At 69.0% G+C, this 24,588-nt stretch carries 24 protein-coding genes and 1 tRNA gene; 8 read left to right on the forward strand and 17 right to left on the reverse strand.

The annotated features are described in order from the left end of the window. Positions 1 to 42: 42 nt before the first annotated feature. Entirely contained in the window at positions 43 to 885 is an 843-nt protein-coding gene (locus tag OG205_RS26410; RefSeq protein ID WP_330270747.1) for an NYN domain-containing protein, read from the reverse strand. 12 nt (positions 886 to 897) lie between these two features. Next, positions 898 to 1,194 (reverse strand): hypothetical protein, encoded by a 297-nt coding sequence (locus tag OG205_RS26415; RefSeq protein ID WP_330270748.1) that lies wholly within the window; start codon positions 1,192 to 1,194, stop codon positions 898 to 900. A 166-nt stretch (positions 1,195 to 1,360) separates the two neighbouring features. Here OG205_RS26415 and OG205_RS26420 point away from each other — a divergent pair, with 166 nt between their 5' ends. Next, the gene (locus OG205_RS26420) at positions 1,361 to 2,587 is read left to right on the forward strand and encodes a PucR family transcriptional regulator (RefSeq protein ID WP_330270749.1); all 1,227 of its coding nucleotides are present in this window, start codon (positions 1,361 to 1,363) and stop codon (positions 2,585 to 2,587) included. Positions 2,588 to 2,641: 54 nt separating this feature from the next. Here the strand turns inward: OG205_RS26420 and OG205_RS26425 are convergent, their stop codons facing one another. Next, a complete protein-coding gene (locus tag OG205_RS26425) occupies positions 2,642 to 3,508 on the reverse strand; it encodes a peptidase inhibitor family I36 protein (RefSeq protein WP_330270750.1) in 867 nt (288 codons plus the stop codon). Between the two features lie 141 nt (positions 3,509 to 3,649). Here OG205_RS26425 and OG205_RS26430 point away from each other — a divergent pair, with 141 nt between their 5' ends. Continuing rightward, positions 3,650 to 3,811: a hypothetical protein gene (locus OG205_RS26430; protein WP_330270751.1), complete on the forward strand. Its 162-nt coding sequence runs from the start codon at positions 3,650 to 3,652 to the stop codon at positions 3,809 to 3,811. Here the strand turns inward: OG205_RS26430 and OG205_RS26435 are convergent, their stop codons facing one another. The 4 genes from OG205_RS26435 to OG205_RS26450 are packed head-to-tail and all read right to left on the reverse strand — an operon-like array spanning position 3,812 to position 6,820. After that, the gene (locus tag OG205_RS26435; RefSeq protein WP_330270752.1) at positions 3,812 to 4,507 is read right to left on the reverse strand and encodes an excalibur calcium-binding domain-containing protein; all 696 of its coding nucleotides are present in this window, start codon (positions 4,505 to 4,507) and stop codon (positions 3,812 to 3,814) included. Positions 4,508 to 4,539: 32 nt separating this feature from the next. Then, positions 4,540 to 5,163 carry a response regulator transcription factor gene (locus OG205_RS26440; RefSeq protein ID WP_330270753.1) on the reverse strand — a complete coding sequence of 208 codons (624 nt, stop codon included), beginning with the start codon at positions 5,161 to 5,163 and terminating at the stop codon, positions 4,540 to 4,542. Continuing rightward, entirely contained in the window at positions 5,160 to 6,251 is a 1,092-nt protein-coding gene (locus OG205_RS26445; RefSeq protein WP_330270754.1) for a sensor histidine kinase, read from the reverse strand. The genes OG205_RS26440 and OG205_RS26445 overlap by 4 nt, the downstream gene beginning before the upstream one ends. A gap of 5 nt (positions 6,252 to 6,256) precedes the next feature. After that, on the reverse strand, positions 6,257 to 6,820 hold the full coding sequence (locus OG205_RS26450; protein ID WP_330270755.1) for a hypothetical protein: 564 nt from the start codon (positions 6,818 to 6,820) through the stop codon (positions 6,257 to 6,259). A 348-nt stretch (positions 6,821 to 7,168) separates the two neighbouring features. On the opposite strand from OG205_RS26450, the gene OG205_RS26455 reads away from it, so the two are divergent. Further along, positions 7,169 to 7,372: a cold-shock protein gene (locus tag OG205_RS26455; protein WP_030475722.1), complete on the forward strand. Its 204-nt coding sequence runs from the start codon at positions 7,169 to 7,171 to the stop codon at positions 7,370 to 7,372. A gap of 108 nt (positions 7,373 to 7,480) precedes the next feature. On the opposite strand, the gene OG205_RS26460 is transcribed toward OG205_RS26455, so the two are convergent. Further along, entirely contained in the window at positions 7,481 to 9,583 is a 2,103-nt protein-coding gene (locus OG205_RS26460) for a DEAD/DEAH box helicase (protein WP_330270756.1), read from the reverse strand. A 294-nt stretch (positions 9,584 to 9,877) separates the two neighbouring features. After that, positions 9,878 to 9,950: transfer RNA gene (locus OG205_RS26465), tRNA-Ala, on the reverse strand. Between the two features lie 123 nt (positions 9,951 to 10,073). Here OG205_RS26465 and OG205_RS26470 point away from each other — a divergent pair. Then, positions 10,074 to 11,312, forward strand: a complete 1,239-nt coding sequence (locus tag OG205_RS26470; RefSeq protein WP_330270757.1) for a phenylacetate--CoA ligase family protein — start codon at positions 10,074 to 10,076, stop codon at positions 11,310 to 11,312. On the opposite strand, the gene OG205_RS26475 is transcribed toward OG205_RS26470, so the two are convergent. From OG205_RS26475 to OG205_RS26490, 4 genes are read right to left on the reverse strand one after another with little or no spacing between them, the layout of a single operon-like run. Next, positions 11,305 to 12,087, reverse strand: a complete 783-nt coding sequence (locus OG205_RS26475) for a DsbA family protein (RefSeq protein WP_330270758.1) — start codon at positions 12,085 to 12,087, stop codon at positions 11,305 to 11,307. The two genes, OG205_RS26470 and OG205_RS26475, sit on opposite strands and share 8 nt — an antisense overlap. A 46-nt stretch (positions 12,088 to 12,133) precedes the next feature. After that, positions 12,134 to 13,420 carry an MFS transporter gene (locus tag OG205_RS26480; protein ID WP_330270759.1) on the reverse strand — a complete coding sequence of 429 codons (1,287 nt, stop codon included), beginning with the start codon at positions 13,418 to 13,420 and terminating at the stop codon, positions 12,134 to 12,136. A 50-nt stretch (positions 13,421 to 13,470) separates the two neighbouring features. Next, positions 13,471 to 14,280: a GNAT family N-acetyltransferase gene (locus OG205_RS26485; RefSeq protein ID WP_330270760.1), complete on the reverse strand. Its 810-nt coding sequence runs from the start codon at positions 14,278 to 14,280 to the stop codon at positions 13,471 to 13,473. After that, a complete protein-coding gene (locus tag OG205_RS26490; protein WP_330270761.1) occupies positions 14,273 to 15,322 on the reverse strand; it encodes a glycosyltransferase in 1,050 nt (349 codons plus the stop codon). The genes OG205_RS26485 and OG205_RS26490 overlap by 8 nt, the downstream gene beginning before the upstream one ends. 26 nt (positions 15,323 to 15,348) lie before the next feature. Here OG205_RS26490 and hrpB point away from each other — a divergent pair, with 26 nt between their 5' ends. The 3 genes from hrpB to OG205_RS26505 all read left to right on the forward strand — a co-directional run bounded on the left by hrpB (position 15,349) and on the right by OG205_RS26505 (position 19,367). Beyond that, positions 15,349 to 17,628 (forward strand): ATP-dependent helicase HrpB, encoded by a 2,280-nt coding sequence (gene hrpB, locus OG205_RS26495; protein WP_330270762.1) that lies wholly within the window; start codon positions 15,349 to 15,351, stop codon positions 17,626 to 17,628. An 81-nt stretch (positions 17,629 to 17,709) separates the two neighbouring features. Continuing rightward, complete coding sequence (locus OG205_RS26500) at positions 17,710 to 18,768, forward strand: macrolide family glycosyltransferase (protein WP_330270763.1); 1,059 nt, start codon at positions 17,710 to 17,712, stop codon at positions 18,766 to 18,768. Continuing rightward, positions 18,765 to 19,367: an HD domain-containing protein gene (locus tag OG205_RS26505; RefSeq protein ID WP_330270764.1), complete on the forward strand. Its 603-nt coding sequence runs from the start codon at positions 18,765 to 18,767 to the stop codon at positions 19,365 to 19,367. Before OG205_RS26500 ends, OG205_RS26505 begins: the two co-directional genes overlap by 4 nt. Here OG205_RS26505 and menC read toward each other — a convergent pair. The 4 genes from menC to OG205_RS26525 are packed head-to-tail and all read right to left on the reverse strand — an operon-like array spanning position 19,352 to position 23,534. Then, entirely contained in the window at positions 19,352 to 20,455 is a 1,104-nt protein-coding gene (gene menC / locus OG205_RS26510) for an o-succinylbenzoate synthase (protein ID WP_330270765.1), read from the reverse strand. The genes OG205_RS26505 and menC overlap by 16 nt on opposite strands. Continuing rightward, complete coding sequence (locus OG205_RS26515) at positions 20,452 to 21,171, reverse strand: hypothetical protein (RefSeq protein ID WP_330270766.1); 720 nt, start codon at positions 21,169 to 21,171, stop codon at positions 20,452 to 20,454. Before OG205_RS26515 ends, menC begins: the two co-directional genes overlap by 4 nt. Continuing rightward, entirely contained in the window at positions 21,149 to 22,561 is a 1,413-nt protein-coding gene (locus OG205_RS26520; RefSeq protein ID WP_330270767.1) for an amino acid permease, read from the reverse strand. The genes OG205_RS26515 and OG205_RS26520 overlap by 23 nt, the downstream gene beginning before the upstream one ends. 28 nt (positions 22,562 to 22,589) lie before the next feature. Next, a complete protein-coding gene (locus tag OG205_RS26525) occupies positions 22,590 to 23,534 on the reverse strand; it encodes a GlxA family transcriptional regulator (protein ID WP_330270768.1) in 945 nt (314 codons plus the stop codon). A 53-nt stretch (positions 23,535 to 23,587) separates the two neighbouring features. On the opposite strand from OG205_RS26525, the gene OG205_RS26530 reads away from it, so the two are divergent. Beyond that, complete coding sequence (locus tag OG205_RS26530) at positions 23,588 to 24,523, forward strand: saccharopine dehydrogenase NADP-binding domain-containing protein (RefSeq protein WP_330270769.1); 936 nt, start codon at positions 23,588 to 23,590, stop codon at positions 24,521 to 24,523. Positions 24,524 to 24,588: the final 65 nt, after the last annotated feature.

A 24,588-nucleotide genomic window follows, 5' to 3' on the forward strand; every position in this document is an offset into this window, starting at 1 on the left:
CACCAGTAGTGAGGCAGCGTCACCAGGTCCGGATGACAATTGTCATTCCGGCCGGACGGCCTGCGCCCTCGGGTACTTGCGGCCGGGCAACGGCGAGGGCGACCCGGTGAACGACACCGTCGTGCCCGCCAGCAGCAGGGTCAGTCCCGACGGCAACTCGTCGCGCGAGACGAACCACGACCCGCCGCGCGTGTCGGTGATGAACCCGTGCGCCTGCCCGGTCTTCCAGCTGGCCACCGTGCCCTTGCGACGTCCACGCGGCGCTCCGACCGGCGACGCCACCACCTGCGACGACCGCACGAAAGCGCGCCGCAACGGGTAATCGGCCTGGTCACCGGGCGCGAACAACGCGTCGAACCCCGGTGTGAACGGCGTCGCGGCCCGCAACGGCGCCGCGGTGCGCGGCGTCCACGCGGGTGGTGCCTGCACCGTCCGGATGTCCACCACCGGCACGATCACGTGCACACCTCGCGCCGCCAGCCTCTCCGCGAGCGGAGCGAAGTCCGAGTCGCCGGTCAGCAGCACGACCCACTGCAACGGCACCGTCGTCGCCCGGTCCCACGCCTCCAGCGCGAGCAGGACGTCGACACCCTTCTCCTTGCCGTTGTGCAACGGCAGGTCGTGCCGCGTGATGCCGGCCGCGGCCAGCACACGGTCGAAAGATTCAGCGGGAGTGTCGATACGACCGCGAACGTAATGCGCCTCGGCGACCACGCACTCGTCCAGTGGACGACCCGTCTCCGTGTGGACGTACCAGCGCAACGCGTCGTGCAGGCCGTCAAGAGAGATGCGCGCGCCCCTGGGGTGCGCGGTGGCGTAGAAATCGCTCAGGTAGGCGAACCACGTGCCGTCGTAGAACACTCCGATCCGGTCGGTCTCACCCACCGGACGAGATTACTACTTCCCCTCGAACGCGGACTGTCCCGGCGCGGCGGGCAGCCCCAGCAACTGGCCCGCGACGTCCAGGAACTCGCCACCGCACTGCCACATCGCCAGATCGGGATCGACGACGAACGGGTCCGCGGGGTCCGCGTCGCTCTCGGCCACGCGATAGGCCAGAGCCTCTGACTCCGATAACGCGAGCACCGTCTCGTTGGTGCCGCGCCACACCCGTCTGAACATCACAGCGTTGGCGCACGTGAACCGATCGTGCACGACAGTCCGCCGGAACCCGCGACGCAGCAACAACTTCATGCATTCTTCGACGCTGCTCACAACGCCTGATTCTGACCGCGCGACACAGCCGTCCTCATCGGCCATCACTCGATAGGGTCAAATGTTTGGGGCACGTGCACAACGGGGGTGTCCCTCTTTCGTGCAAGCAACCACACCGGAACGGGCTATCGCCTGCGGCTCGCGGATGCGCAAGCCTCTGGCGGTGGTCGACATCCAGGCACCGAACCCCGACTCGCCGCTGTACGACCGCGTCGCGACGCAGATCCCGCGCATCGCCGAGAGGGTGCTGGAGGCGTTCTTCGCCAGATCCGCGACGTATCGGCAGCTGCCGCACCAGCTGGTCGACCGCGAGATCACCGAAGCGGTGACGCGGCACCTGCAGGTCTTCCTGCGCGCGTTGCGGGAACAGCGGCCGCCCGCGCCCGAGGAGCTCGACATGCAGATCGCCACGGCGGTGCGCCGCGCTCAGCAGGGCGTTCCTCTCGACATCGTGCTCAGCACCTACCACGTCGCCGCGACCGTCGGCTGGGAGGCGATGGCCGCCGTCGCCGAGCCGGACGAGGTGCCTGACCTGCTGGCGACGGTGCCGGCGCTGCTGCGGTACCTGAGCGTCGCCGTTCCCGCCGTGGCCGGGTCGTACCTCGCCGAGCAGCAGGCCCTGCACGCCGAACGCCGCGAGGCCGGTCGTGCGCTGGTCGCGGCCCTGCTGACCGGCAGGGAGGCCGAGCCGCTGGCCGAACGGATCGGGCTGGAGCTGTCCAGCCACCACGTCGTCGTCGCCGTGCGAGTCGACGCGCCGTCACTGGCCGAGGGCGCCGACGCACGGCTCGCCGTCCATGGTCTCGTGCGGCGCCTACGAGCCGAACTGCCGAAGCACGCCCTCTCGGCGTTGGACCACGACGGCGGGACGGTGCTGCTGCCCACCACCACGGAGACCGTCGAGTCGGACCTGGAGGACGCCGCCGAGCTGGTCCGCAGCCTGCACACCGCCGCGGGCACCGTCCTGATCGGCGGGATCGCCGCGGCGGAGCGCCGTGAGGACGTTCCCGCCGCCGCCCGTCAGGCCGCCGACATCGCCGAACTGGCCCAGCGCCTCGGACGTCCGCCCGGCGCCTACGTCCTCGACGACGTGCTGCTCGAGTACCAGCTCTGCCGCCCCGGCCCCGGCCGCAAACGTTTGGCCCGCGTGATGGACCGGCTCGCCGAGCACCCCGACCTGCTGCACACGCTCCGGACGTTCATCAACAGCGACCACAACCGCCACCGCACGGCCGACGAGCTGCACCTGCACCGCAACACGCTCAACTACCGCCTGCGCCGCGTCACCGAGCTCACCGGCTACAACCCTGCCGATCCCACGGACATCCGGCTGCTCTCGGCGTCGTTGATCGTCCACGACCTGAGGTCCTGAAACGCCGGAAAGGCGAGCGCGTCGAGCGCTCGCCTTTCCGGAAACGAACTCAGATCAGTCGCCGTACGGGTTCTGCATCGAGACGTGGACGTGGTCGTAGTGGCCACCGGTCACACCGCTGCCGGCGGTGTAGTTGCGCCAGCCCTCGGACGCGCGGGCGACGCTCCAGATCTTGCCCTGCCAGATCACGTAGCGGACGTCGAGCTTCACGGCGTGCTTCTGCAGCCAGTAGGCCAGCTTCCAGCCCTGGGCCTTCTGCGTGGCGTTCGGGTACGAGCCGATCGCGTTCGAGATGGTGCAGTCGAGCGCGTTGCCGGTGTTGTGGTTGCTCGTCGAGGACTCACCCGAACGGTAGTCACCCACGTAGCACTGCTTCTCGTTGGTCAGCGTGGAGATCTGCGTCCGCACGAACGCGGTGCGCTTGCTGGCCTGAGGCGCGCGGACGGCCTCGGACGGCTGGTTGTTGGTCGGCGGCGCCGGGTAGGTGCCCGGCGACGGGTCCGGGTCGCCACCGGCGTCACCGAAGCGGTGCGAGGCGTTCTCGTTCTTCAGCTCGGCCTTGAGGTTGCCCTTGGCGCCGGCCGCGAACGTCTGCTTCGCGCCACCGTAGTTGCTGTTGTAGAAGACGGTGACGGCCTTGCTGGACTTGTTCCAGACCGACGCGGCGTTGTTCTTGACGCACACGCCCTGGCCGTTGCCGGCGCTCTTGAACTCGTAGCAGCTCGGCTGCGAGTCGCCGTAGTCGGCGATCGAGTCGGCGAAGTCCGACACCGAGCCCGCGTTGTCGCTGTTGTAGTACAGGCAGAACTCGCCCGACTCGCAGGAACCGTTGCGGTCCGTCGCCGCGTTCGCGACACCCGCCCCGAAGGACGCGCTGACCAGCGCGCCCATCAATGCCACAAAAGTGAATTTCTTCAGCACGATCAACCCTTTGTCCCGTTTTACCGGCCCCAGCACACCCCAGTCGTGCCGGGGAAGCTTCGTTTCGACTGAAGGATTGCGAGAGCCGCTGACATTCCGCTGACACCGGCGGCCACCGGTTTGTCAGGGCACACTGGATTCATGAGCGAGAACAAGTGGGACGCGCTGCCCGACCGCCCGAAACCGGAGGAGTGTGTGGCGGAGAAGGACACGAACCCGCCGCTGCCCGGTGCCCTCGACGAGGCCGAGGGCGACCGTGAGCTGCGGGAGGCGCGCAACGTGCTGGAGCGCGGCGGCTTCTAGCTACTTCTCACAGGCCACGCCGTCACCATCGCGGTCGAGGGCCGAGCTGTAACCGGGCTGTCCCCGGTAGAGCGGCGCCGCGCCGGCCGCCTTCACCGCGGTGCAGTTCGCGTAGCGCACCTGCGCCGGCGCAGGTGGCGCGGGCTGTGGTTGTGGTTGTGGTTGTGGTTGTGGCGCGACGGGCGGTGCCACGGCAGGCGCGGGCTTCACGTCGAGGCCGCCGCACGACGGACCCCAGAAACCCATCGTCGCCCGCTTGGCAGCTGTCTCCGCGACCTGGATCGCCGTGTCCGCCCCAGCGATCGCACGTGCGGTGCCCTGTCCCACAGCCAGGACCGCGTAGTCCGTGCCGTCGGCCAGCAGCAGTCGCGACGCCGCGACCTGGACGGGCTTGCCCACCAGGGTCTTCGTCGCGAACTCTACGGCCGACGCGGCCCAGCACTCCCCTGGCTGCGCGAGTCCGGACAGCACAACCTTGGTGCCGTTGGACAACATCGCCGTACGACCGTCCACGATGGACTCCACGGTCACCGGCGGAGGCGTGGTCGTCGTGACGGCCGAACTGGTGGTCGTCGTGGTCGTGGTGGTGAGATCGGCCGCGAGCCCCGCAGGCTCCGGGGAGCCGCACGCGGACACCACGAGCAGGAAACCGGCAGCGATCGCGGCTGTCCTCGACAGCTGCTGGAAAACGGTCATGGCCGCCACATCGCGACCTTCGCCACGCGTCGTTACACAAGTCCGTGCGACTGGGCATAAAGCGCGGCCTGCGTCCGGTCCCGCAGTCCGAGTCTGCCGAGAATGCGCGAGATGTGGTTCTTCACCGTGCCCTCCGACAGGTGCAGGCGCTCGGCGATCTCCTTGTTCGTCGCCCCACCGGCGACCAGCCGCAACACCTCGACCTCGCGCACGGTGAGCGGTTCGCGATGGCCGTCGGACCGGCCGAGCACCGCCGCCAGCCGGGCCGCCGCGGCCGGGTCGAACTGGGCCACGCCCGCCGCGGCGAGCTTGACCGCCGCCGCGAGTTCCTGGGACGGCAGGTCCTTGAGCAGATAGCCCGTGGCACCCGCACGCAGCGAACGCACCACGTAGTCCTCGTCGTCGAACGTGGTCAGCATGACGACCTTGCAGGCGGGCGCGCGCCTCCGCAGCAACGCCAGCGCCTCCACTCCGTCGAGGCCGGGCATCCGCACGTCCATCAGCACCACGTCCGGGGCCAGCGTCACCGCCTGTTCGACGGCCTCGTGCCCGTCCGCGGCGGTGCCGACGACCTCGATGCCGGGTTGCAGTCCCAGCAGCGACGCGATGCCCTCCCGGATCAACCGCTGGTCGTCGACGACCAGCACGCGCGTCACGCCGTCCTCACCGGAATCGTCACCGTCAGCGTCGTGCCACCCGGCGAACTGGCGAGGTCGACCCGTCCACCGGCCAGCGCGACCCGTTCCCGCATCCCGAGCAACCCGAACCCCTCCGCCGCGGCACCCATGCCACGTCCATCATCGGCCACGGTCAGCCGCGCCCGCTCGGCGTCGAGTTCGACCGCGACGGCGATGCTGCCGGCAGCGGCGTGCCTGCGCGCGTTGGTGATGCCCTCCTGCGCCGCCCGATACAAGGCGTGCAACGCACCTGTGTCGTGAGCCTCGGGCGAGCCGCTGACCGTCAACGTCACATCCCCTTGCCCCGCAACCAGTTCGTCCAGGGCGGCCGGCAGGTGGAACGAGCGCAGCGACCGGACCGACTCCCGCACCTCGCCCAACGCCCGCCGCGCCGACCGTTCGGCGTCGAGCACCGCGGTCTTCGCCGTGCCCGGTTCGAGGTCGTGGAACGCGGCGGCCTTCTCCAGCAACACCACGATCGCCGTCAGATGGTGCCCGAGGTCGTCGTGCAGATCCCTGGCCACGCGCGCCCGTTCCGCCGCCGCCGACAGTTCCGCGACCGTCCGATGCGACTCCTGCAACCGGATCCGCCCGTCGCGCTCGCGCACCGCTACCGCCGCCATGGTGGTGGTGAGCACCAGCCCCACGGCGAACATCACGAGGTCCGACGCCTGTTCGAGATCGGCGTACCAGTCCGGAGAGCTCACCACGGCCACCGCGAAGCACGCCACCGCAAGCACGACCGCGACGCCCTGCCCGAACGCGAAGTAGGCCGTGAACGGCACGAGCAGCAACATCACCCGCGCCAGCCCGGAACCGTCCACATAGGCCAGTCCCACGTACAGAACCACGCGCAGCACCAACAATCCTGCCGCCACCACCTTGGGCGTGCGCACCGGATAACGCCGGAACTCCACGAGGTCCGCGGCCACCAGCACCACCAGCCCGCCGACCAGCAAGGGCACGCTCGTGTAGCCAAGCCCGGACACCGCCGCGTACACCCCCGCGACCAGCACCGCGGCACACATCACAGGCGAGACCCAGAACGCGGGCCGCGAGGTGTACATGCCGCTCAGGCTAGTGCCGGACGCGCCGACCACACCGCGACAGACAGCCACACCAGCACCGCCGCACACACGACGTGCACCAGCGCTGACAACGGCGTGTCCGGTAGCGCCGCGAACACGGCCAGCAACACGAAACTGATCCCGTACCCCCAGGCCGGCACCGCGGGGAACACCTTCGCCCGCACCATCGACACCCCGAACAACACGGTGCCGGCCACGAACACCAGCGAGGCCACCTTCACCACCACCTGCGTCAGCGGCGCCACCTGCCCTGGTTCCAGGAAGAAGATCACCAGGTTCAGCGCGAACGCCACCCCGGTGAACAACCCGAGCCCGAGCAGGTTCGCGGCGAACGCGACCGCCCCGAACCTCCCCGACGCGTGCGCCTGGTGCCCGTGCAACGCCAGAACCGCGGGCGCCCCGAAAGCCGTCCCCAACCCGATCACCGCGCTGGTGACCGCCGTCTCCCCGGTGAAGGCCTCAACGGCTCCCGGCAACCCGATCGACAGGGCGAGCACAACCCCGCACACGGCCCCGAACCTCGGCAAGAAGATCTTGTTGTCCGTCACACCCCCGACGCTAGGGACGTCACCACCGTGCCCCGAAGTCCCGACCGGCCACTTCGGATGCCGCAGGTCAGGCCCTCAGGGGTGCCGATCGACACGTGCCGCGAGCCCCCGGAAATCTCGAACGCCTGAGTGACCACCGCCACCATTTCAAGTGAAATCCAAAATTTAGGCCATCTGATGCAGACCTCGGCGGCCTGACCGTGTACGGTGATCTCATCAGTCATGGCTACGAAGTACCGTTCGCCCGTGATCGCAGGTCACGGGCATTTTGCTGTTCGGAGTCTTCGGCCATGACGGATTACCCGGCCCCGCGCAGTGCGGGCGCCACATTTATGCTTGGAGTGCACCATGGCCACCGGAACCGTCAAGTGGTTTAACGCTGAAAAGGGCTTCGGCTTCATCGAGCAGGACGGTGGCGGCGCCGACGTCTTCGCCCACTACTCGAACATCGCCGCTCAGGGCTTCCGTGAGCTCCAGGAGGGCCAGAAGGTCTCCTTCGACATCACGCAGGGCCAGAAGGGCCCGCAGGCGGAGAACATCGTTCCCGCCTAGTCCCCTCGCCCGCCACTGAACTCTCAGCGGCAAGCAGGACGACACCGAAGCCCGGCCGGATGACTCATCCGGCCGGGTTTTGTCGTGTCTGAAAGCGGCGTCCAGCGCCTAGAGACCGAGGCGCTGCTGCTCGGCCCGCACCACTCGCTGCTCCACCGACACCGCCGAGTCCAGCGCGCTCGCGTGCGAGTGCTTCGTGTCGCTTTCACGCGCGTAGTGGTCGAACAGCAGGGTCTTGTGGTCGCGGATCTCCTGCACCCGCGCGTCCACGCTGTCCTTGATCAGCAACCGGTGCACGTGGACCTTGCGGACCTGGCCCATCCGGTGACAACGGGCGATCGCCTGGTCCTCCGTGCTCGGCTTCCACTGCGGCTCGGTGATGATCACCACGGACGCGGCCTGGATGTTGAGGCCTACGCCGCCCGCCTCGATCTGGGCCACCAGCACCGCGTGGTCCTCACACGCCGTGAACGCGTCCACCAGTTCCTGGCGGCCCTGCGCCGACGTCGCGCCGGTCAGCGGACCGAAGACCTCGAGGTGGTTCGCGACCGCGTCCAGCACGTCGTGGAAGTACGAGAACACCACGACCTTCCAGCCGTTGTCCCTCGACTCCTCGATGATCTCCAGCAGCCGTTCCAGCTTCGCCGAGCCGTCGGGAGTGCCCGGCGCGTAGGCGGCGCGGCGCATCGCCATCAGGTTCCCCTCGCGCACCGCCTCGAGGTACGCGCCCCGGTCCTGCTTGCCGAACTCGACCCAGTCCTCCACCTCGAGCAGCTCCGGCAACTCCCCCAGCACGTCCTCCTGGTTGCGCCGCAGGTACACCGGTGCGACCACACGGCGGAAGGCCTTCGCCCCCACGACGGCGTCGGTGGCACCGGTGTGGGCCGCGACGCTCGGCTGGAGATAGGCGACCAGGGTGCGGAACTCCTCGACGCGGTTCTCCATCGGCGTGCCGGTGAGAAGCATCGCCCGCTCCGCACGTTGCACGATCGTGTTGACCGCCTGTGAGCGCTGCGTGTCCGGGTTCTTCACGTAGTGCGCCTCGTCGACCACGACCAGCGCCGGGCGGAACCTCCTCGGCAGCACCAGTTTCGGCAACGTGCCGAACGTCGTCACGCCGACTCCGCCCTGCGCCAGCCACTCGCCGACCGCGCCGTCGCGGCCCGCGCCGTGCATCCGGTGCGGCACGAGGTCGCTGTGCCTGGCGATCTCGTTGACCCAGTTGACGACGACGCTCGCCGGGCAGACCACCAGGAACCCACGTCGCCCGCCGGCGGCGAGGCTGGCCATCACCGCGATGGCCTCGATCGTCTTGCCCAGTCCCATCTCGTCGCCGATGATGACGCGTTTGCGGGCCAGCGCGAACTTGGCCCCGAACACCTGGTAGCCGCGCAGCGCCACCTTCAGCAGACTGGTGTCCAGTGTGGTCGCGTCGACCTCGTGCTCGATGTCGGCCGGGACGAAACCCTTGGCAGCACTGCGATCCGGCGCCGCCTCCGCACCGGCGAGGTCGGCGAGCAGCGTGTTGTAGGCGGCCGCGTCGCGCTCGTAGTCGCGCCACAGCGAGCGGTGGTCCAGGTCCGGCACGCGCAGCTGCGTGCCCACCGCCCGCAACGCCGCCACGTCGCGACTGGCCAGCAGGGCCTCGAGCCGGTCGAGCGACTCGATGGCGGCCTGCCGGTTCTTCCGCAACGAGAAGAACATCCGCACCCGGCTCCAGGCACGGGACGCGGCACGCACGTCGGCGTCGACCCTGCCCAGCACGTCCCCGAGCGGCTCGCGCAGCGGCCCGACGAGCTGATTCGCCCTGCGCAGCTTGGACATCAGCTGCAGCAACTCGGTCTGGGCACGATCAGCGCGATCGGGGTTCAACCGGACAGTCGTGTCCCGCGCGACGCCGTCGACAACGGCGCGGGCGACCCGCACGATCTGCTCGGCGGACTGCCGCCCGACCCCAGGCACGCCGTCAAGCTGTTCCAACCGCGCCTCGGCGACATCGGCGACAGTCCGATACCCGGCGGCCTTCAGCGTGCTCAGCCGCAGGTTCGCCTTGGTGTCCCGAAGCTTGTCCACCGGCATGGCGCGGAGCCGTTCGGCCACCAGCGAGTCCCGGATCGCCTCGTACCTCGAGCGGGCGAGCGCAAGCAGCCGCTCCGGTTCCGCACGCACCCCTGCCGCCTCGGCGCGAAACTCCTCCGCGGCGCCCAGCACCGCGCGAGCATGCCGACCAACCTTCGACGAGTCGTCCACCCGTGTCCTTCCGTCAGGCGGTCCGAGAGTACCCAGCATCCCAGCCCGAAAGCAGAAAATGGTTGTGGCGCAGCACTTTCACGAACACAAGACATAGCTGACCAGCGACAATCGCAAGAACCTCGACCGCCGGTCAACCTACGGGGGGGTCCGGGGGCTTGCCCCCGGCGTGGGGCCTGGGGGCTCGGCCCCCAGAAAACATGAGCGAAACGCAAAAATGGCGAGTGCTCTTGCGAGCACTCGCCATCCAATGCGTGGAGCTGAGGGGACTCGAACCCCTGACCCTCACACTGCCAGTGTGATGCGCTACCAGCTGCGCCACAGCCCCTTGAAGGTCCACGTTCCCGGTAGGTTTCCCTGCCGTTCTCGTGTGGCAATACCGTACAACATCGACGCCACAAGATAAAAATCGGGGGTATCCAAAGCGCATTCAGGCTGGTAGGACCGGGTGATGACCGCCGGAGCACCGCTTGACCCGAAGATCGAGTGCATGGACCCCGAGGCCCGTCACGAGCTGCAGGAACAGCGTCTGCGAGCACTCGTCGACCGTCTGCTGAGCACGGACAACCTCCAGGGTTCCAGGCTCAGGGATTCGGGAGTGACGCGCGGCACAGACGTGCGGCTCGACGAGATCCACTTGCTGCCCACGATCAGCAAGCAGGACCTGTGGGACCACTATCCGTTCGGGCTGCGGATCGCGCCGCAGGAGGACATCGTGTGCGTGCACGGGTCGTCCGGCACCGGCGGCAGGCCGACGCTGATCCCCTACACGGCCAACGACGTCGAGATCTGGGCCACGGTGATGGCCAGGGCGTTGAAGGGCGCGGGCGCGACCACGAGTTCGATCGTCCACAACGCCTACGGCTACGGGCTTTTCACGGGCGGGCTCGGGGTGCATCACGGTGGCCTGAAGCTCGGCGCCACCGTCATCCCCATGTCGGGCGGTATGACGGAGCGGCAGGTCCGGCTCATCGAGGACCTCAAGCCGGACGTGCTGTGCTGCACGCCGTCGTACGCGTTGCGACTGGCGGAGGACCTCGGCGAGAACTCCCTCCAGGTCGGCGTCTTCGGCGCCGAGCCGTGGACGGACGAGATGCGGCAGGAGATCCAGCAGCGGCTGAACATCAGGGCGCTGGACATCTACGGGTTGTCCGAGATCATCGGACCGGGTGTGGCGTGCGAATCCCTTGACTCCGAAGGGCTTCTCAACATCGCCGAGGACCACTTCTACCCGGAGACGGACGACGGCGAGCTCATCTTCACCACGCTCACCAAGACCGGCATGCCACTCCTCCGCTACCGCACGGGCGACGTGGCGACCCTGCACGAACCGGCAGGACGGCGCACCCTGAAAAGAATGAGCAAGCTCAAGGGACGCAAGGACGACATGCTCGTCATCCGGGGCGTGAACGTGTTCCCCACGGAGATCGAGGCCGTCGTGCTGGACCTCGCGAGCCCGCACTACCTGATCGTCGAGGACCGCCGGACCACCACGGCGCAGCTGCACGTGGCCGTCGAGTCCACAGAGGACGTCAAGAGCCAACTGACGAACAAGCTCAAGGAACGCCTGGGCATCACGTGCCAAGTGCACGTACTCGCGCCGGGCAAGCTGCCGCGCACCGAGGTGGGCAAAGCACAACGCCTGGCCCGATGGACTCAGGGCCAGGCGCCGATCGACGGACTTACCTAGCCAGGTCGGACAGCCAGTTCTTGTTGTCCAGGTCGACGAGCTTGCCGCCGGAGGCGACGCTGGGCGTGCCGCGGAAGCGGCCCGTCTCGCCGTCCTTCAGAACGGGATCGTTGCTGGTCTTGGACATCAGCTCGTCCAGCTGCGACTTGTAGGTCTGGTTCTGCACGCACGACTCGAACGAAGCGGAGGTCACGCCGACCTCCTTGCCCAGCTTGATGAGCTGGTCCTTGGTGTAGCCGGCGTCGCCTTCCTCGGGCTGCGAGTTGAACAGCGCCGCGTGGAACGCGTTGAACTTGCCGTCGTCGGCCACGCACAGGGCGGCGTTGGCCGACTCGGTCGAGTAGCCCTCCGGATTCGACGCGCGGTTGAGCATCGGCAGGATGTTGTAGCGGATCTTGACCTTGCCGTCCTCGACGGCCTTCTTGATGTCGGTGCCGTAGGTCTTCTCGAACGTGCCGCAGATCGGGCACAGGAAGTCCTCGTACACGTCGACGGTCGCGGTGGCCGTGTCCTTGCCGACGAGCACGGTGCTGCCGTCACGGACGGCGGGCGCCGAGATCGTGTGGTCGGCCGGCGCCAGCGGAATGGCGTCCGTGCCCGACGTGGACGGCTTCATCTGCTGGAAGATGACGTAACCGATGACCGCGACGGCGAGCACCGCCACGACGGCGATGCCCGCGATGACCTTCGTGCGGTCAGAACCCGACGAACGAGCCTGGACCACCGCACGCGCGGCCTGCTTCTTCTTCCGCGCACTGCGCTCTGCTCCACCCACGGCGACGAGGGTAGCGACACAAACTAAAAGAAAGCTGAGCGCGCAATCACGCTTCAGGGTGACGTGGCTTGCCGCCGACGCGTTCGCCGGTCGGAATCTCGGCGCTTTCGTCGAGGCAGCCGCACTCCGGCGCCACCGCGGCAGCCGTGTGTTCCTCCTCGTGTGTGGGCAGGGTCTCGGGAGCGACGAACCAGAAGCCCACGGCCAGCAGCAGCGAGGCGCCGGTGATGGCGAACGACGCTCCGAAGCCGAACGAGTCGGCCAGCAGGCCCGCGGCCATCGGGCCGATGATCGCGCCCAGGTCCGTCACCATCTGGAAGCCCGCGAGCACGGGTCCGCCCTTGCCGCGCGCGCCGATGACGTCGGCCACGACCGCGTTCTGCGGCGGGTTCAGCAGGCCCGCGCCCATACCCGCGATCAACGACGCCGCCATGAACGTCCACAGGTCGCCGGTGAAGCCCATCCCGACCGTGGCGAGACCACTCACGACGAGACCGACGATGGCGACGGGCTTGCGGCCGCGGGTGTCGGCGATCCGGCCGGACAGGAACAGCATCGCGGCGTTGCCGGCCGCGAACACCGACATCGAGATGCCCGCCACGGCCGCGCTGTGCTCCAGCGCCTCGATGACGAACACCGGCACCAGCGAGATCCGCACGCCGAACACGGCCCAGCCGTTCGCGAACCCGGACGCCAGCGCCGCACGGTATGCGGGGTGCCGTGCGGCCTCGCGCACCGTCATGGGCACTTCGGTGTTGGTCCGGTCCAGCGCGACCAGTGTCGACCGCCGGAGGAAGATCCAGACAACGAACGCCGCGACGCACAGCAACAGGCCGTACGACACGAACGGCACCCACAGCCCGAACGGCACGAGCCCGGCGCCGATGATCGGACCGGCGATGTTGCCGATCAGGAACCCCGCCGCCCACATCCCGGACGCCCGCCCGCGCATCGGCGCCGGCGTGATCCGGATCAGCAGCCCGAGAGCGGCGACCGTGAACATCGTCGAGCCGACACCGGCCAGCGCGCGCCACGACAGCATCTCGGCGTAGCTCGTCGAGAACCCGGACATCGCGGTGCCGAACGCGACGATCAGGATCCCGACGATGTACACCCGAGGCTCGCCGAACCGGTTGACCAGTTTGCCGCTCACCGGCGCGAACGCCAGCCTCACGAACGCGAAGGTGCTGATCAGAGCCGCGACAGCGGTGTGACCGACACCGAACGAGGACGCGTACACCGGCAGAACAGGTGCCACGATCCCGAACCCCACGGCGATGATGAAACTCGCCGCGACCAGAACCCACACCTCGACCGGCAACCGCTCGCGCACAAAGCCTCCCTTAGCCCTGCTAAGGATATGTCACGCAGCAACTAACCAATTCAGTCGAGCAGCTCATCCACTCTGCGTACATATGCCGTCACCGGATAGGCCGCCGCGAACCCGCACGCCTCGGCGAACCGCTCCCCCGGGCCCTCGTCCACCTGGGACGCGAGCAGCATCGCGCCGGACGAACGCAACGCGGCGACAGCGGACACCACCAACGACCGCCCCACGCCCCGACGTCGTCGCGCCGGACGCACCACGCACTGCTCGACCAGGCCCACACCGCGTTCGGCGAACCCCGACACGAACCCGCCGATCCGGTCGCCGTCCTGAATCACCAGCACCAGGCACCGCGGGTCGTCCAGCCGATGCCCGAGCCACCGCGACAACCGCTCCCGGTTGCCGACCAACTCGTCGGACAGGAGCTCGACGATCCCGGGAACGTCCGCGTCGACCGCCCGCCGGACGTCCGGGGCAGCCGAAGCAGACCCGCGATGAACGACGGTCTGCAGCTCCTCGACCGCGTACCAGCCGGAGTCGTCGGCGATGCCCTCGATCTCGTCCACAGTGGTCGGCGAGGCGTACACGACGGCCTCCGCCCTCCCCGCCGCGGCGAACGTGTGCTCGAGCTGCAGCAACGTCGACGCGACCTCGACCGACGTCCCGTCCAGCGCGCAGCCGAAGTTGCCGGACGGCAGCGGGTTCTCGCGGTTGATCACCACGGCCGCGGAACCAACCTTGCCGACCTTGCCGTACCGGACGGCGCCGGACGCGAGCCGCGCCCCTTCCACCAGGATCGCGAGCGACCTCGACTGGTAGGGGTCGAGCAGCTCCGGGTCGTCCGGGTCGCGCAACGGGTCAACCAACGCGGCGGTCCTTCCACTGGGCACCTGGACGCAACGCGCAGTCCAACAGGAACACCCCAATCGTCGCCCACGACAGCGGCGCCAGCACAGCCGCGGTCTCCTGCTGCCCGTTCCGGCGCAGGAACTCGCGGTGCGGCACGGTCTGCGCGAACCACGCCAGCCACGACCACGGCGACCGCCACCGCAGCAGCGGGACCAGCCCGTACACGAGGTGCAACAGCCCCGCGACCACCAGCAACACCCGTCCCCACGGCCCGAACATCTCCCGGAACGCCGGCTGGATGCTCTTGCGCAACGACCGCCAGCAGTCGCCGAACGTGTCGATCCCCGAGGTCGTCAGCAACGCCGAGGCGTCGACGAACTTCACGAACCCGCCGGAGTCCCTGATCAACGTCCCCAGGCCGACGTCGTCCGCGTGGGTCCCCGCGATCGCCTCCCAGCCACCGGCGGCCTCGAACGCGGCCCGCCGCACCAGGATGCAATGGCCGACCGCGAGCGCCGTGGCCCCGCGGCCGTCCGGCGGCGAGCCCTCGAACACCAGCGTGTTGAACGCGGGCAGCAGGAACCACCAGGCAGGCCCGGTGCCGCGCGCCGCCGACGACACGAGGTCCGCACCGAGCTCCGTCGCCGACGCCACCAGCCGTCCGACCAGGTCAGGCGTGCAGGTCACGTCGGCGTCCACGAACAACAGCCACTCTTCGTCCCTGGCGGACGCGACACCGAGATGCATCGCGCGCGTCTTCCCCGCCCAGCCAGGTGCCGGGCCGGTCGACTCGACCACCTCGGCGCCCAGCGACCGCGCGACGGCGGCCGTGCCGTCCCCGGAAGCGTCGTCCACCACCACGACACGCACACCCGGCTGCCCGACCAGACCGGGCAACAACCGCGGCAACGTGGCTTCCTCGTCGCGCGCCGGCACGACGGCCAGGACGGACGCGTCCACGGACGACGCCGACACCTCCGGCACGTGCCTCCACTGCCGCACGGTCCGCCCGGACCGCAACACCGACAGGACCGCGGTAGCCACGCCGATCATCCCCATGCGACCACCCTGACACACTCATCGACGTGGACCTGCCCGATCTCCCGGTGAAATCCGTTCTCCCCCAACTCCTGGAGCAACTCCAGGAGCACGGGGCCGCCGTGCTGGTCGCGCCACCGGGAACCGGCAAGACGACGCTGGTTCCGCTCGCGCTCGAAGGCAGGGTCGTGGTCGCCGAACCACGCAGGATCGCCGCCAGAGCAGCCGCCGCCCGCATGGCGAGCCTGCTGGGCGAACCCGTCGGCCACACCGTGGGCTACTCGGTCAGGGGCGACCGCAAGACCAGCAGGCACACCCGAATCGAGGTCGTGACCAGCGGTCTTCTCGTCCGCAGGCTGCAACACGACCAGGAGTTGAAGGGCGTCGGCACGGTTCTGCTGGACGAGGTCCACGAGCGCCACCTCGACGCCGACCTCCTGCTCGCGCTCCTGCTGGACGCCAAAGCGGGCCTGCGCCCGGACCTCAAACTCCTGGCCACGTCAGCAACCGTTGCCGCGCAACGACTCTCCGATCTGCTCAACGCCCCGGTCCTGCACACCGAGTCGCGCATGTTCCCGACGCAGATCACCTACGTCCCGCCCGCGCGCAAAGAGCACATCGAGACCACGGTCGCCAGGGCCATCAACAAAGCACTGTCCGAAGTGGACGGAGACGTGCTGGCGTTCCTGCCGGGAGTCCGGGAGATCAACCGGACCGCGAGCCTGCTCAACGTGGAAACCGTGATCCTGCACGGCCAGCTCAACGCCCAGACCCAGGACGCGGCCCTCAAACGCGGCTCGAACCAGCGGGTCGTCCTCGCCACGAGCATCGCCGAGTCCAGCCTCACGGTCCCCGGCGTGCGAGCGGTCGTGGACGCCGGCCTGGCCCGAGTACCGCGAGTCGACCACCGCCGAGGTCTCGCCGGCCTCGCCACGATCCGCGTCTCCCAGGCCGTCGCCGAGCAACGCGCCGGACGCGCCGGACGTGAGGCCCCCGGCCGCGTCTACCGCTGCTGGCCGGAACACGAGCACTCGACGCTCCCCCGCTACCCGGAACCGGAGATCAAGACCGCCGACCTCACCCGGCTCGCCCTCGAACTGGCGGTGTGGGGCACCCCGGACGGCAGCGGCCTGAACTGGTGGGACGCCCCACCTGAGGGTGCGCTCAAGGCGGCACAGGAGACCCTCGACGCGATCGGCGCGCTCGCCCCCGATCGCCGCGACCGCATCGCGAGCGTCGGCCTGCACCCCCGGCTCGGCCGCGCCCTCATCGACGGCAGCGCGCTCGCGGGCAACCGGACCGCCGCCGAGGTCGTGGCGCTGCTCGACGACAGCACGCACACCAGCACGACCGACCTCGCGACCGCGCTGAAGGCCCCTGGCAAGTGGCGCCAGGAGGTCAAGAAGCTGGAGAAGCTCGGCTCCAACCCGGCAGGCAACGGCGACCCCGCGCTGGTCGTCGCCCTCGCCTACCCGGAACGGCTGGCGAAACGCCGGTCCAAGAACAGCAACGTCTACCTGATGGCCAACGGCACGGCCGTCGAGCACACCGACTCGCAGTTCCAGTGGCTGGCGGTCGCGATCGCCGACCGCGAACCGGGCAGCAAGCACGGCCGCGTCCGCCTCGCCGCCCCTGCCGACGAGGAACTCGCCGTCACCGCCGCGGCAGCCCTCGTGCACACGGTCGACGACATCAGGTGGAACGGCGACGTCATCGCGAACGAGGTCCGCAAGCTCGGCGCCATCACCCTCGGCGAACGCAAGCTCAACGACCTCGCCAAGTCGCAGCAGGCGCTCCGCCTCGGCCTGGAAGCCGAAGGCCTGGGCCTGCTCAAGTGGACCGACGCCGCCGAACGCCTGCGCGAGCGGATGGCGTTCCTGCACCGGACCCGCGACTGGCCGAGCGTCGACGACGAACGCCTGATCCGCGCGATCGATCTCGGCAAGGCGAAGAAGCGCTCCGACCTGGCCAAGATCGACACGGTGGCACTGCTGCGGAGTCTGCTGCCGTGGCCGGAGGCGGCTGAGTTCGACAAACTCGCGCCGGAACGCATCGGCCAGGGCAAGGTCGACTACACGCAGGACCAGCCGGCCCTGCACGTCCGTCTCCAGGACGCCATGAAGTGGGCGGACACGCCGCTCATCGCCGGAGTTCCGGTGGTGGTGCACCTGCTGTCCCCCGCCGGCCGCCCCACCGCCGTGACCAGCGATCTCCGGTCGTTCTGGCGCAACGGCTACCTGCGGGTGCGCAGTGAGCTCAAGGGCCGTTATCCCAAGCACCACTGGCCGGAACGCCCTTACGACAAAGGTAATAACAACAAAACCTGAACCGAGTCACCACAATCTCTTTGAACCATTAGGAATCGAACAACGTTATTCTGGTCTATGGCTCATATCGCGATCTTCCTCATGCCTGAGCGCGGACACGTCCTGCCCGCGCTCGGGCTGATCGCCGAGCTGGTGCGCCGAGGCCACCGGGTGAGCTGTCCGGTCACCGCGCGGTTCGCCCCCGCCATCGCGGAGTGCGGCGCGACCGCGATCCACTACGAGTCGACGCTCCCCGACGAGCTGCCCGCGTCGCTCTACGACGCCGCGCAGCTCGCGCTCACCGAGGCCGAGTCGGCGTTGCCGCAGCTGGAGGACACGTTCCGCGACGACCGGCCGGACGTCATCGCGTGGGACATCGCGGCCTGGTCGGGCGGTGTCATCGCGCACCGCCTGGACGTGCGGAACGTGCTGCTGGAAGTCCTCCTGACCAGCAACGAGCACTGGTCGCTCGGCACCGCGGTGGTGCCGCCGCGCCGGTTCGACCGGGCCGCGATCAGGTTCTTCACCAGGGTCCACGGCTTCCTCGGCAGCTCGCTGCCGGAGTTCGTCTCGGGTGCTCGCCGCCGGATCGCCCTGTTCCCCAGGGAATTCCAGCCAGAGGGTCACACGTTCGACGAGCGCTTCACCTTCACCGGCCCGTGCCTGACCGAACGCACGTTCCAGGGCACGTGGACACCGCCGCCCGACCGGCCGGTGGTGCTCGCGACGACCGGCACGCAGATCTGCGCGGACGCGGCACGCGGAATGCCGTGGCACCTCGTCACGAAGGGCAACGTCCTGAGTCCCGCGATGAATGTCGAAACGCACGACGAGGTGCCGCAACTGGCCGTCCTGGAGCACGCCGGCGTGTTCATCACGCGCGGCGGCATGGGCGGTGTGATGGAGGCGCTGCACCACGGTGTTCCGATGATCGTCGTGCCGCACATGACCGACCAGCGGCTGCACGGCCAGCGCGTCGAGGAACTCGGGCTCGGTGTGCTGCTCGACACGGTGACCGTGGAGGGGGTGCGCTCGTTGGTGAGTCAGCTGACGTCGGATTCCGCGATCTCCGCGCGGGTGAAGGACATGCGGCGCATGATTCACCAGGCGGGCGGCAGCGCGGCTGCCGCGGACGTCGTCGAGGAGGAACTGGCGCGGTGAGACGGATCTGGGACGACGCGGTCCGCACGCTCGGTGGCGCACCGGACGCGGGCGATCTGATGGAGCGCTACGCCGAACCGCATCGGACCTACCACAACACCTTCCACGTGATGTCCGTCGTCCGCGACTCGTCGGCGCTGGCCGACGCGTTCGCGTTCACCGTGGAGGAGCGCTCGATCCTGGCGCTGGCGGCCTGCGCGCACGACGTGATCTACGACGGCAAGCCCGGCGAGGACGAACGCGCGTCGGCCGCCTGGGCGCGAGAACGCCTGGCCGGGGTGGAGGACAAGCACATCGCGCGCGTGGAGTCCCTGGTGCTGGCGACGATCACGCACTCCTCCAGCGACCCGCTGGCGCACGTGCTGCTCGACGCCGACCTGGCCATCCTCGGCTCGGAACCGGAGCACTACGAGCGCTACAGCCAGGCCGTGCGCCAGGAGTACTCGCAGTACGACGACCCGGCGTGGCGCGCGGGCCGCAGCCGCGTGGTGAAGACGCTGCTCGACCGCGAGGTGCTGTTCGTGACCGAGCCCGCGCGGCAGCTCTGGGACGCCGCCGCGCGAACCAACCTGGCCCGTGAGCTTCAGTCCTTGGCGTAAAGGACCTTCGTCGCGGTCGTGAAGCGCTTCACCGTCTCCGGGATCGGTTCGACGCCGATGCCCGGCCCCGTCGGCACGTGCATGTGGCCGTCTCGGAGCTCGAACGGTTCGGTGAGGTCCTCGGCGAAGTAGCGGCGGGACGCCGAGACGTCGCCGGGCAGCACGAATCCGGGCAACGCGGCCAGCGCGAGGTTCGGCCCGCGCCCGATGCCGGTCTCCAGCATTCCGCCGCACCACACCGGGATCCCGTGCGCCACCGCGACGTCGTGGATCCGGCGCGCCTCCAGGTAACCGCCGACCCGCGCGGGCTTGACGTTGATCACCCGGCACGCGTCCAGCGCGATGGCCGTCGCCGCGTCCCTGGCCGAGGTGATCGACTCGTCCAGGCAGATCGGCGTGCTGATCTGTTGCGCGAGCAGCGAATGCCCGCGGATGTCATCCTCGTCGAGCGGCTGTTCCATCAGCAGCAGGCCGAACTCGTCCAGCCTCCGCAGGTGTTCGGCGTCGGCCAGCGTGTACGCGGTGTTCGCGTCGACCTGCAACAGGATGTCGCCGAAGCGTTCGCGCACGGCCCGCACCGGTTCGACGTCCCAGCCCGGCTCGATCTTGAGCTTGATCCGCGCGTAGCCGTCGGCCAGGTAGCCCTCGACGTCGCTGATCAGCTCGGGGATCGAGTTCTTGATCCCGACCGACACCCCGGCGGGCACCTTCGCGGCCGTGGCGCCGAGGAACGTGCCGAGCGGCATCCCGAACGACCGGAGCTCGGCGTCCAGGATCGCGGTCTCCAGCACGGCCTTGGCGAGCTTGTGGCCCTTGACCGCCTCGGTCCTGGGAGCGACCTCCGCGGCCGTGATCTCAGGCGTCACCCGCGGCACGAGGTGGTGCTCCAGCACCAGTTCCGCGGCGCCGACGAACTCCGAGCAGTACAGCGGCGCCGGGTCGGCCGCGAACTCCGACCAGCCCTCCGCCGCGTCCGTGACGACCCGAAGCAGGAACGTGTCCTTGGTCGTCATCGTCCCGAACGACGTGCGGAACGGCGACACCAGCGGAATCGCGACGTGCAGCAGCTCGATCCGTTCGATCCTCATCGGCGCTCCAGCTCGTACCAGCCCTCGCGGGACATCGACGTGGCGACGTAGCCCTGTTCGAAGGCGTCGACGAACACCTCGCGCACCGCCTCCCGCCACTGCTTGGCAAGATCCCGCGATTCCTTGCGCACCTGCACGACGTCACGCGGCACCCGGCACCAGATCCGTTCGCCGTCCGTGCGCGCCAAGGGTTCCCCGTCCGGCGCGGTCTTCGTGACCTCGCCCACGGGCACCGACTCGTGCGGTTCGCGGGACTCGGTGAGGTCCCAGCGCACGGTGAGCCGATCGGTCTCGTCGCCGTCGTTCACGCCGTCGCGCATCGGCCCGTAGAAGTCCACTGTGTACTCGGTGACGACCGCGCCGAGCTTGACCAGGTTGAACCGGGCGTTGCGCGACACCAGCGGGTCGTAGGTCCACCGCATCGACTTCGCGCCGAGTCCGACCGCCCAGTCCTTCTGCGCGAGCTTCAACGGATGCCCGACACCGGTCCGCGCGGCCGCGATCATCGAGTACACCGAGCCGTCCGGGCAGAAGAGACCGGTCGTGGCGCCGATCAACTCGTCGCCGTCGAACGCCCCGATCGTCGCGCCACCCGAATGCCGGACGCAGTGCAGGGTCTCCGAGGACAGGACGTCCTCGGTGGTGTCCCAGACCTCGGCGTAGTACCTGGCGGCGCGGGCGATGCCGGCGACGTCACTGATCACCTGGAACCGCAAGGCGTGCCTTCCTGACGCTGTACCCGAAGTAGATGACGAACCCGAGGACCATCCAGGCGAGGAACGCGATCCACGTGTCCAGCCCGAGGCTGAACATCATGTAGACGCAGAACGCCAGGCCCACCAACGGCGTCACGGGCGAGAACGGCACCCGGAAGGTGCGCTTGCGGTCCGGTTCGGTGCGGCGCAGGATGATCACCGCGATGTTGACCAGCCCGAACGCGAACAGCGTGCCGATGCTGGTCGCGTCGGCCAGCGACCCCAGCGGCACCAACGCGGCCAGCACACCGATGAACAGGCCGACGACGACCGTGTTCACGAATGGCACCCCGGTCTTCGGGCTCAGCCTCGCGAAGATCGACGGCACCAGCCCGTCGCGCGACATGGCGTACAGGATTCGCGTCTGTCCGTAGAGGACGGTCAGCACCACCGACGTGGTCGCGACCACCGCGCCGATCGACAGCAGGATCGGCCAGATCGCGCCGTCGACGTTGTCGGTCAGCACCCGGCTCAGCGCCGCCTCCGTGCCCTCGAACGTCTGCCACGGCATGGCCCCCACGGCGGCCAGCGCGACCGCGCAGTACAGCGCGGTGATCACCACCAGCGAGATGATGATCGCGCGCGGCAGGTCGCGCTGCGGGTTCTTGGCCTCCTCGCCCGCGGTCGACGCGGCGTCGAACCCGATGTAGGAGAAGAACAACGTGGCCGCGCCGGCGCTCATCCCTGCCAGCCCCAACGGGAACAGCGGCTGCAGGTTGCCGGCCTTCAACGCGGTGAACGCGACGGCGCAGAACATCAGCAGCGCACCGATCTTGATCCAGACCAGGATCGTGTTCGTCCGCGCACTGCCCTTGGAGCCACCGAGCAACACCAGCATCGCGATGACCACGATCGCCACGGCCGGAATGTTGACGACCCCGCCCGCACCCGGCGGCTGGCTCAGCACGTCCGGAATCCGCAGTCCCGTCACGAGGTGCAGCAACTCGTTGACGTACTGCCCCCACCCGACCGCGACCGCGGCGACCGAGACCCCGTATTCGAGGACAAGACACCAGCCGCAGACCCAGGCGACGATCTCGCCGAGCGTGGCGTAGGTGTAGGAGTACGAGGAACCGGACGCGGGGATCAGGCCCGCGAGTTCGGCGTAGGACAGCGCGGAGAACAACGCGGTGATGCCGGCCAGCACGAACGACAGCACGATGGCGGGCCCGGCGAGCGGCACCGCCTCCCCCAGCACGACGAAGATGCCGGTGCCGAGCGTGGCCCCGATGCTGATCATCGTGAGGTGCCCGACGCCCATCGTGCGTTTGAGCTCGCTGCCAGGATGAGTCAGCTGGTCGATCGGCTTGCGCCGCAACACCCGCGCCCCGATGCGCTGTTCGTTGCTCATCAGGACAACCTAACGCTCACCGATGCATCTAGCGGCCACCAACGGGGCGGAACGTGCGGCGATATGTGTCCGGTGGCACACCGACGGTCCGGTGGAAGTGCCGGCGCAAGGTCGTGGCCGTGCCCATCCCGGACGCCTCCGCGATCTGGTCCACGCTGTCGTCCGTCATCTCCAGCAACTCCTGCGCGCGCCGGATCCGCTGGGTGTGCAGCCACTGCAACGGCGTGGTGCCCGTCACGGCCCTGAACAACCGCCCGAGGTGCCGCGAACTCATGCTGGCCTGCCGAGCCATGTCCTCCACGGTGATCATCTGGTCGAACCGCGCCGACACCCAGTCGAACAGCTCGGTGAGCGGATGCCCTTCCCCGGACGGCACCGGCGCGAGCACGAACTGAGCCTGCCCGCCGTCCCGATGCGGCGGCACGACGAGCCTGCGCGCCGCCGTGTTGGCCGTGGCGGCGCCGTAGTCGTTGCGGATCACATGCAGGCTCAGATCGATCGCCGCCGCCTTGCCCGCGCTCGTCAGCACCTGCCCGTTGTCGACGTACAGCACGTCCGGGTCGACCTCGACCCGCGGATACCGCCTGGCCAGCTCGTCGGTGTGCCCCCAGTGCGTCGTCGCCCGAAGCCCGTCGAGCAGCCCCGCCTCGGCCAGCACGAACGCCCCCGTGCACAACGACACGATCCGCGCCCCTTTGTCGTGAGCCGCTTTCACAGCCTGAACGAGCGCGGGGCTGAGCGGCTCGTCCACGTCCTCGATCGCGGGCACGATCACCGTGTCCGCCCTCCGCAACTCATCGAGCGGCAGGTCCGGCTCCAGCGTGAACTTGCCGAGACGAACCGGACCGTCCGCGCAGACCTGGACCCGATAACCGAGCTGCGGAGCGGTGAAGATCTCGTAGGTGGCGGTCAGCTCGAAGTGCAGCATCCCGTCCGTCACAGCAAACGCCAGCATGTCCGAAACTGTACGCATCGTGTCGTTCCAGACACTAGCCCCACCCCGGCCCCAGCACTTGAATAGTCCACATGGGACACAAGATCGCGGTCTACGGCGCGTCGGGCCACACGGGACGTTTCGTCCTGGCAGAACTGGAAAAGCGCGGCCACACCCCACTCCCGTTCGGCCGCGCCCAGGCCACCGCCGACAACCCCACGGCCCTGGACCAGGCCCTGACGAACGCCGACGCGGTGATCAACACGGCCGGCCCGTTCGCAACGACCGCTCTCCCGCTGATCGCCGCCGCCGAACGCGCCGGCATCCCGTACGTCGACGTGGCGGCCGAGATCGAGGCGAACGCCGACACGTTCGCCCGCGGCGCCTCGATCCCGGCCGTACCCGCGATGGCCTTCTTCGGCGGTCTGGCCGACCTCCTGATCACCACCGCGATGGTCGGCTGGACCACGGCGGACGAGGTGCACATCGCCTACGGCCTCAGCGGCTGGCAACCCACCGCAGGCACCATCACCGCAGGTCAGGTCTCCCGCGACCGACGCGACAACCAGCGCGTCCGGTTCCGCGACGGCGAACTCCAGTACCACCACGACACCCCGCGCCCGACCCTGAAGTGGGACTTCCCGGACGGCGAGCGCCAGGTGATCGCCGAGTTCTCGATGGCCGACATCGTCACGGTCCCCAGCCACCTGAAGATCCCGTCGGTGACCAGCTACATGTCAACGGAAGCGGCCACCGGCCTCCAAACCGCGGAAGCCCGACAGACCCCGGAGACCTTCGAGGTGGACGTCCGAGTCCGCAGGGCCGGCGAAGAACGCCGTCTGACCGCCTCCGGCAAGGACATCTACGCCGTGAGCGCCCCTCTGGCAGTAGAAGCAGCAGAACGCCTCCTGACCAACCGCTACAACCTCACCGGCGTCGCGTCAGCAGGCGCGATGTTCGACGCCCCGGACTTCCTGGCCTCTCTCGCCGACATCATTCAGACCAAGCATCTTCACCGCCTACCCTGACCTGCGGATTCCAGAACCCCTGCAAGCCCAGCCCACTACCGTGCCAAGCACACAAAAGCACGGAG

Origin of the sequence: Lentzea sp. NBC_00516 (assembly GCF_036346835.1) — a bacterium.
GTDB classification, from domain to species: domain Bacteria; phylum Actinomycetota; class Actinomycetes; order Mycobacteriales; family Pseudonocardiaceae; genus Lentzea; species Lentzea sokolovensis.

Coding starts and splice junctions, on each gene's coding strand:
- OG205_RS26470 (WP_330270757.1), top strand. CDS start 10,074: ATGACCGCCGGAGCACCGCTTGACCCGAAGATCGAGTGCATGGACCCC.
- OG205_RS26500 (WP_330270763.1), top strand. CDS start 17,710: ATGCCTGAGCGCGGACACGTCCTGCCCGCGCTCGGGCTGATCGCCGAG.
- OG205_RS26490 (WP_330270761.1), bottom strand. CDS start 15,322: ATGGGGATGATCGGCGTGGCTACCGCGGTCCTGTCGGTGTTGCGGTCC.
- OG205_RS26530 (WP_330270769.1), top strand. CDS start 23,588: ATGGGACACAAGATCGCGGTCTACGGCGCGTCGGGCCACACGGGACGT.
- OG205_RS26525 (WP_330270768.1), bottom strand. CDS start 23,534: ATGCGTACAGTTTCGGACATGCTGGCGTTTGCTGTGACGGACGGGATG.
- OG205_RS26420 (WP_330270749.1), top strand. CDS start 1,361: ATGCGCAAGCCTCTGGCGGTGGTCGACATCCAGGCACCGAACCCCGAC.
- OG205_RS26455 (WP_030475722.1), top strand. CDS start 7,169: ATGGCCACCGGAACCGTCAAGTGGTTTAACGCTGAAAAGGGCTTCGGC.
- OG205_RS26430 (WP_330270751.1), top strand. CDS start 3,650: ATGAGCGAGAACAAGTGGGACGCGCTGCCCGACCGCCCGAAACCGGAG.
- OG205_RS26415 (WP_330270748.1), bottom strand. CDS start 1,194: ATGAAGTTGTTGCTGCGTCGCGGGTTCCGGCGGACTGTCGTGCACGAT.
- OG205_RS26435 (WP_330270752.1), bottom strand. CDS start 4,507: ATGACCGTTTTCCAGCAGCTGTCGAGGACAGCCGCGATCGCTGCCGGT.
- OG205_RS26445 (WP_330270754.1), bottom strand. CDS start 6,251: ATGTACACCTCGCGGCCCGCGTTCTGGGTCTCGCCTGTGATGTGTGCC.
- menC (WP_330270765.1), bottom strand. CDS start 20,455: ATGAGGATCGAACGGATCGAGCTGCTGCACGTCGCGATTCCGCTGGTG.
- OG205_RS26520 (WP_330270767.1), bottom strand. CDS start 22,561: ATGAGCAACGAACAGCGCATCGGGGCGCGGGTGTTGCGGCGCAAGCCG.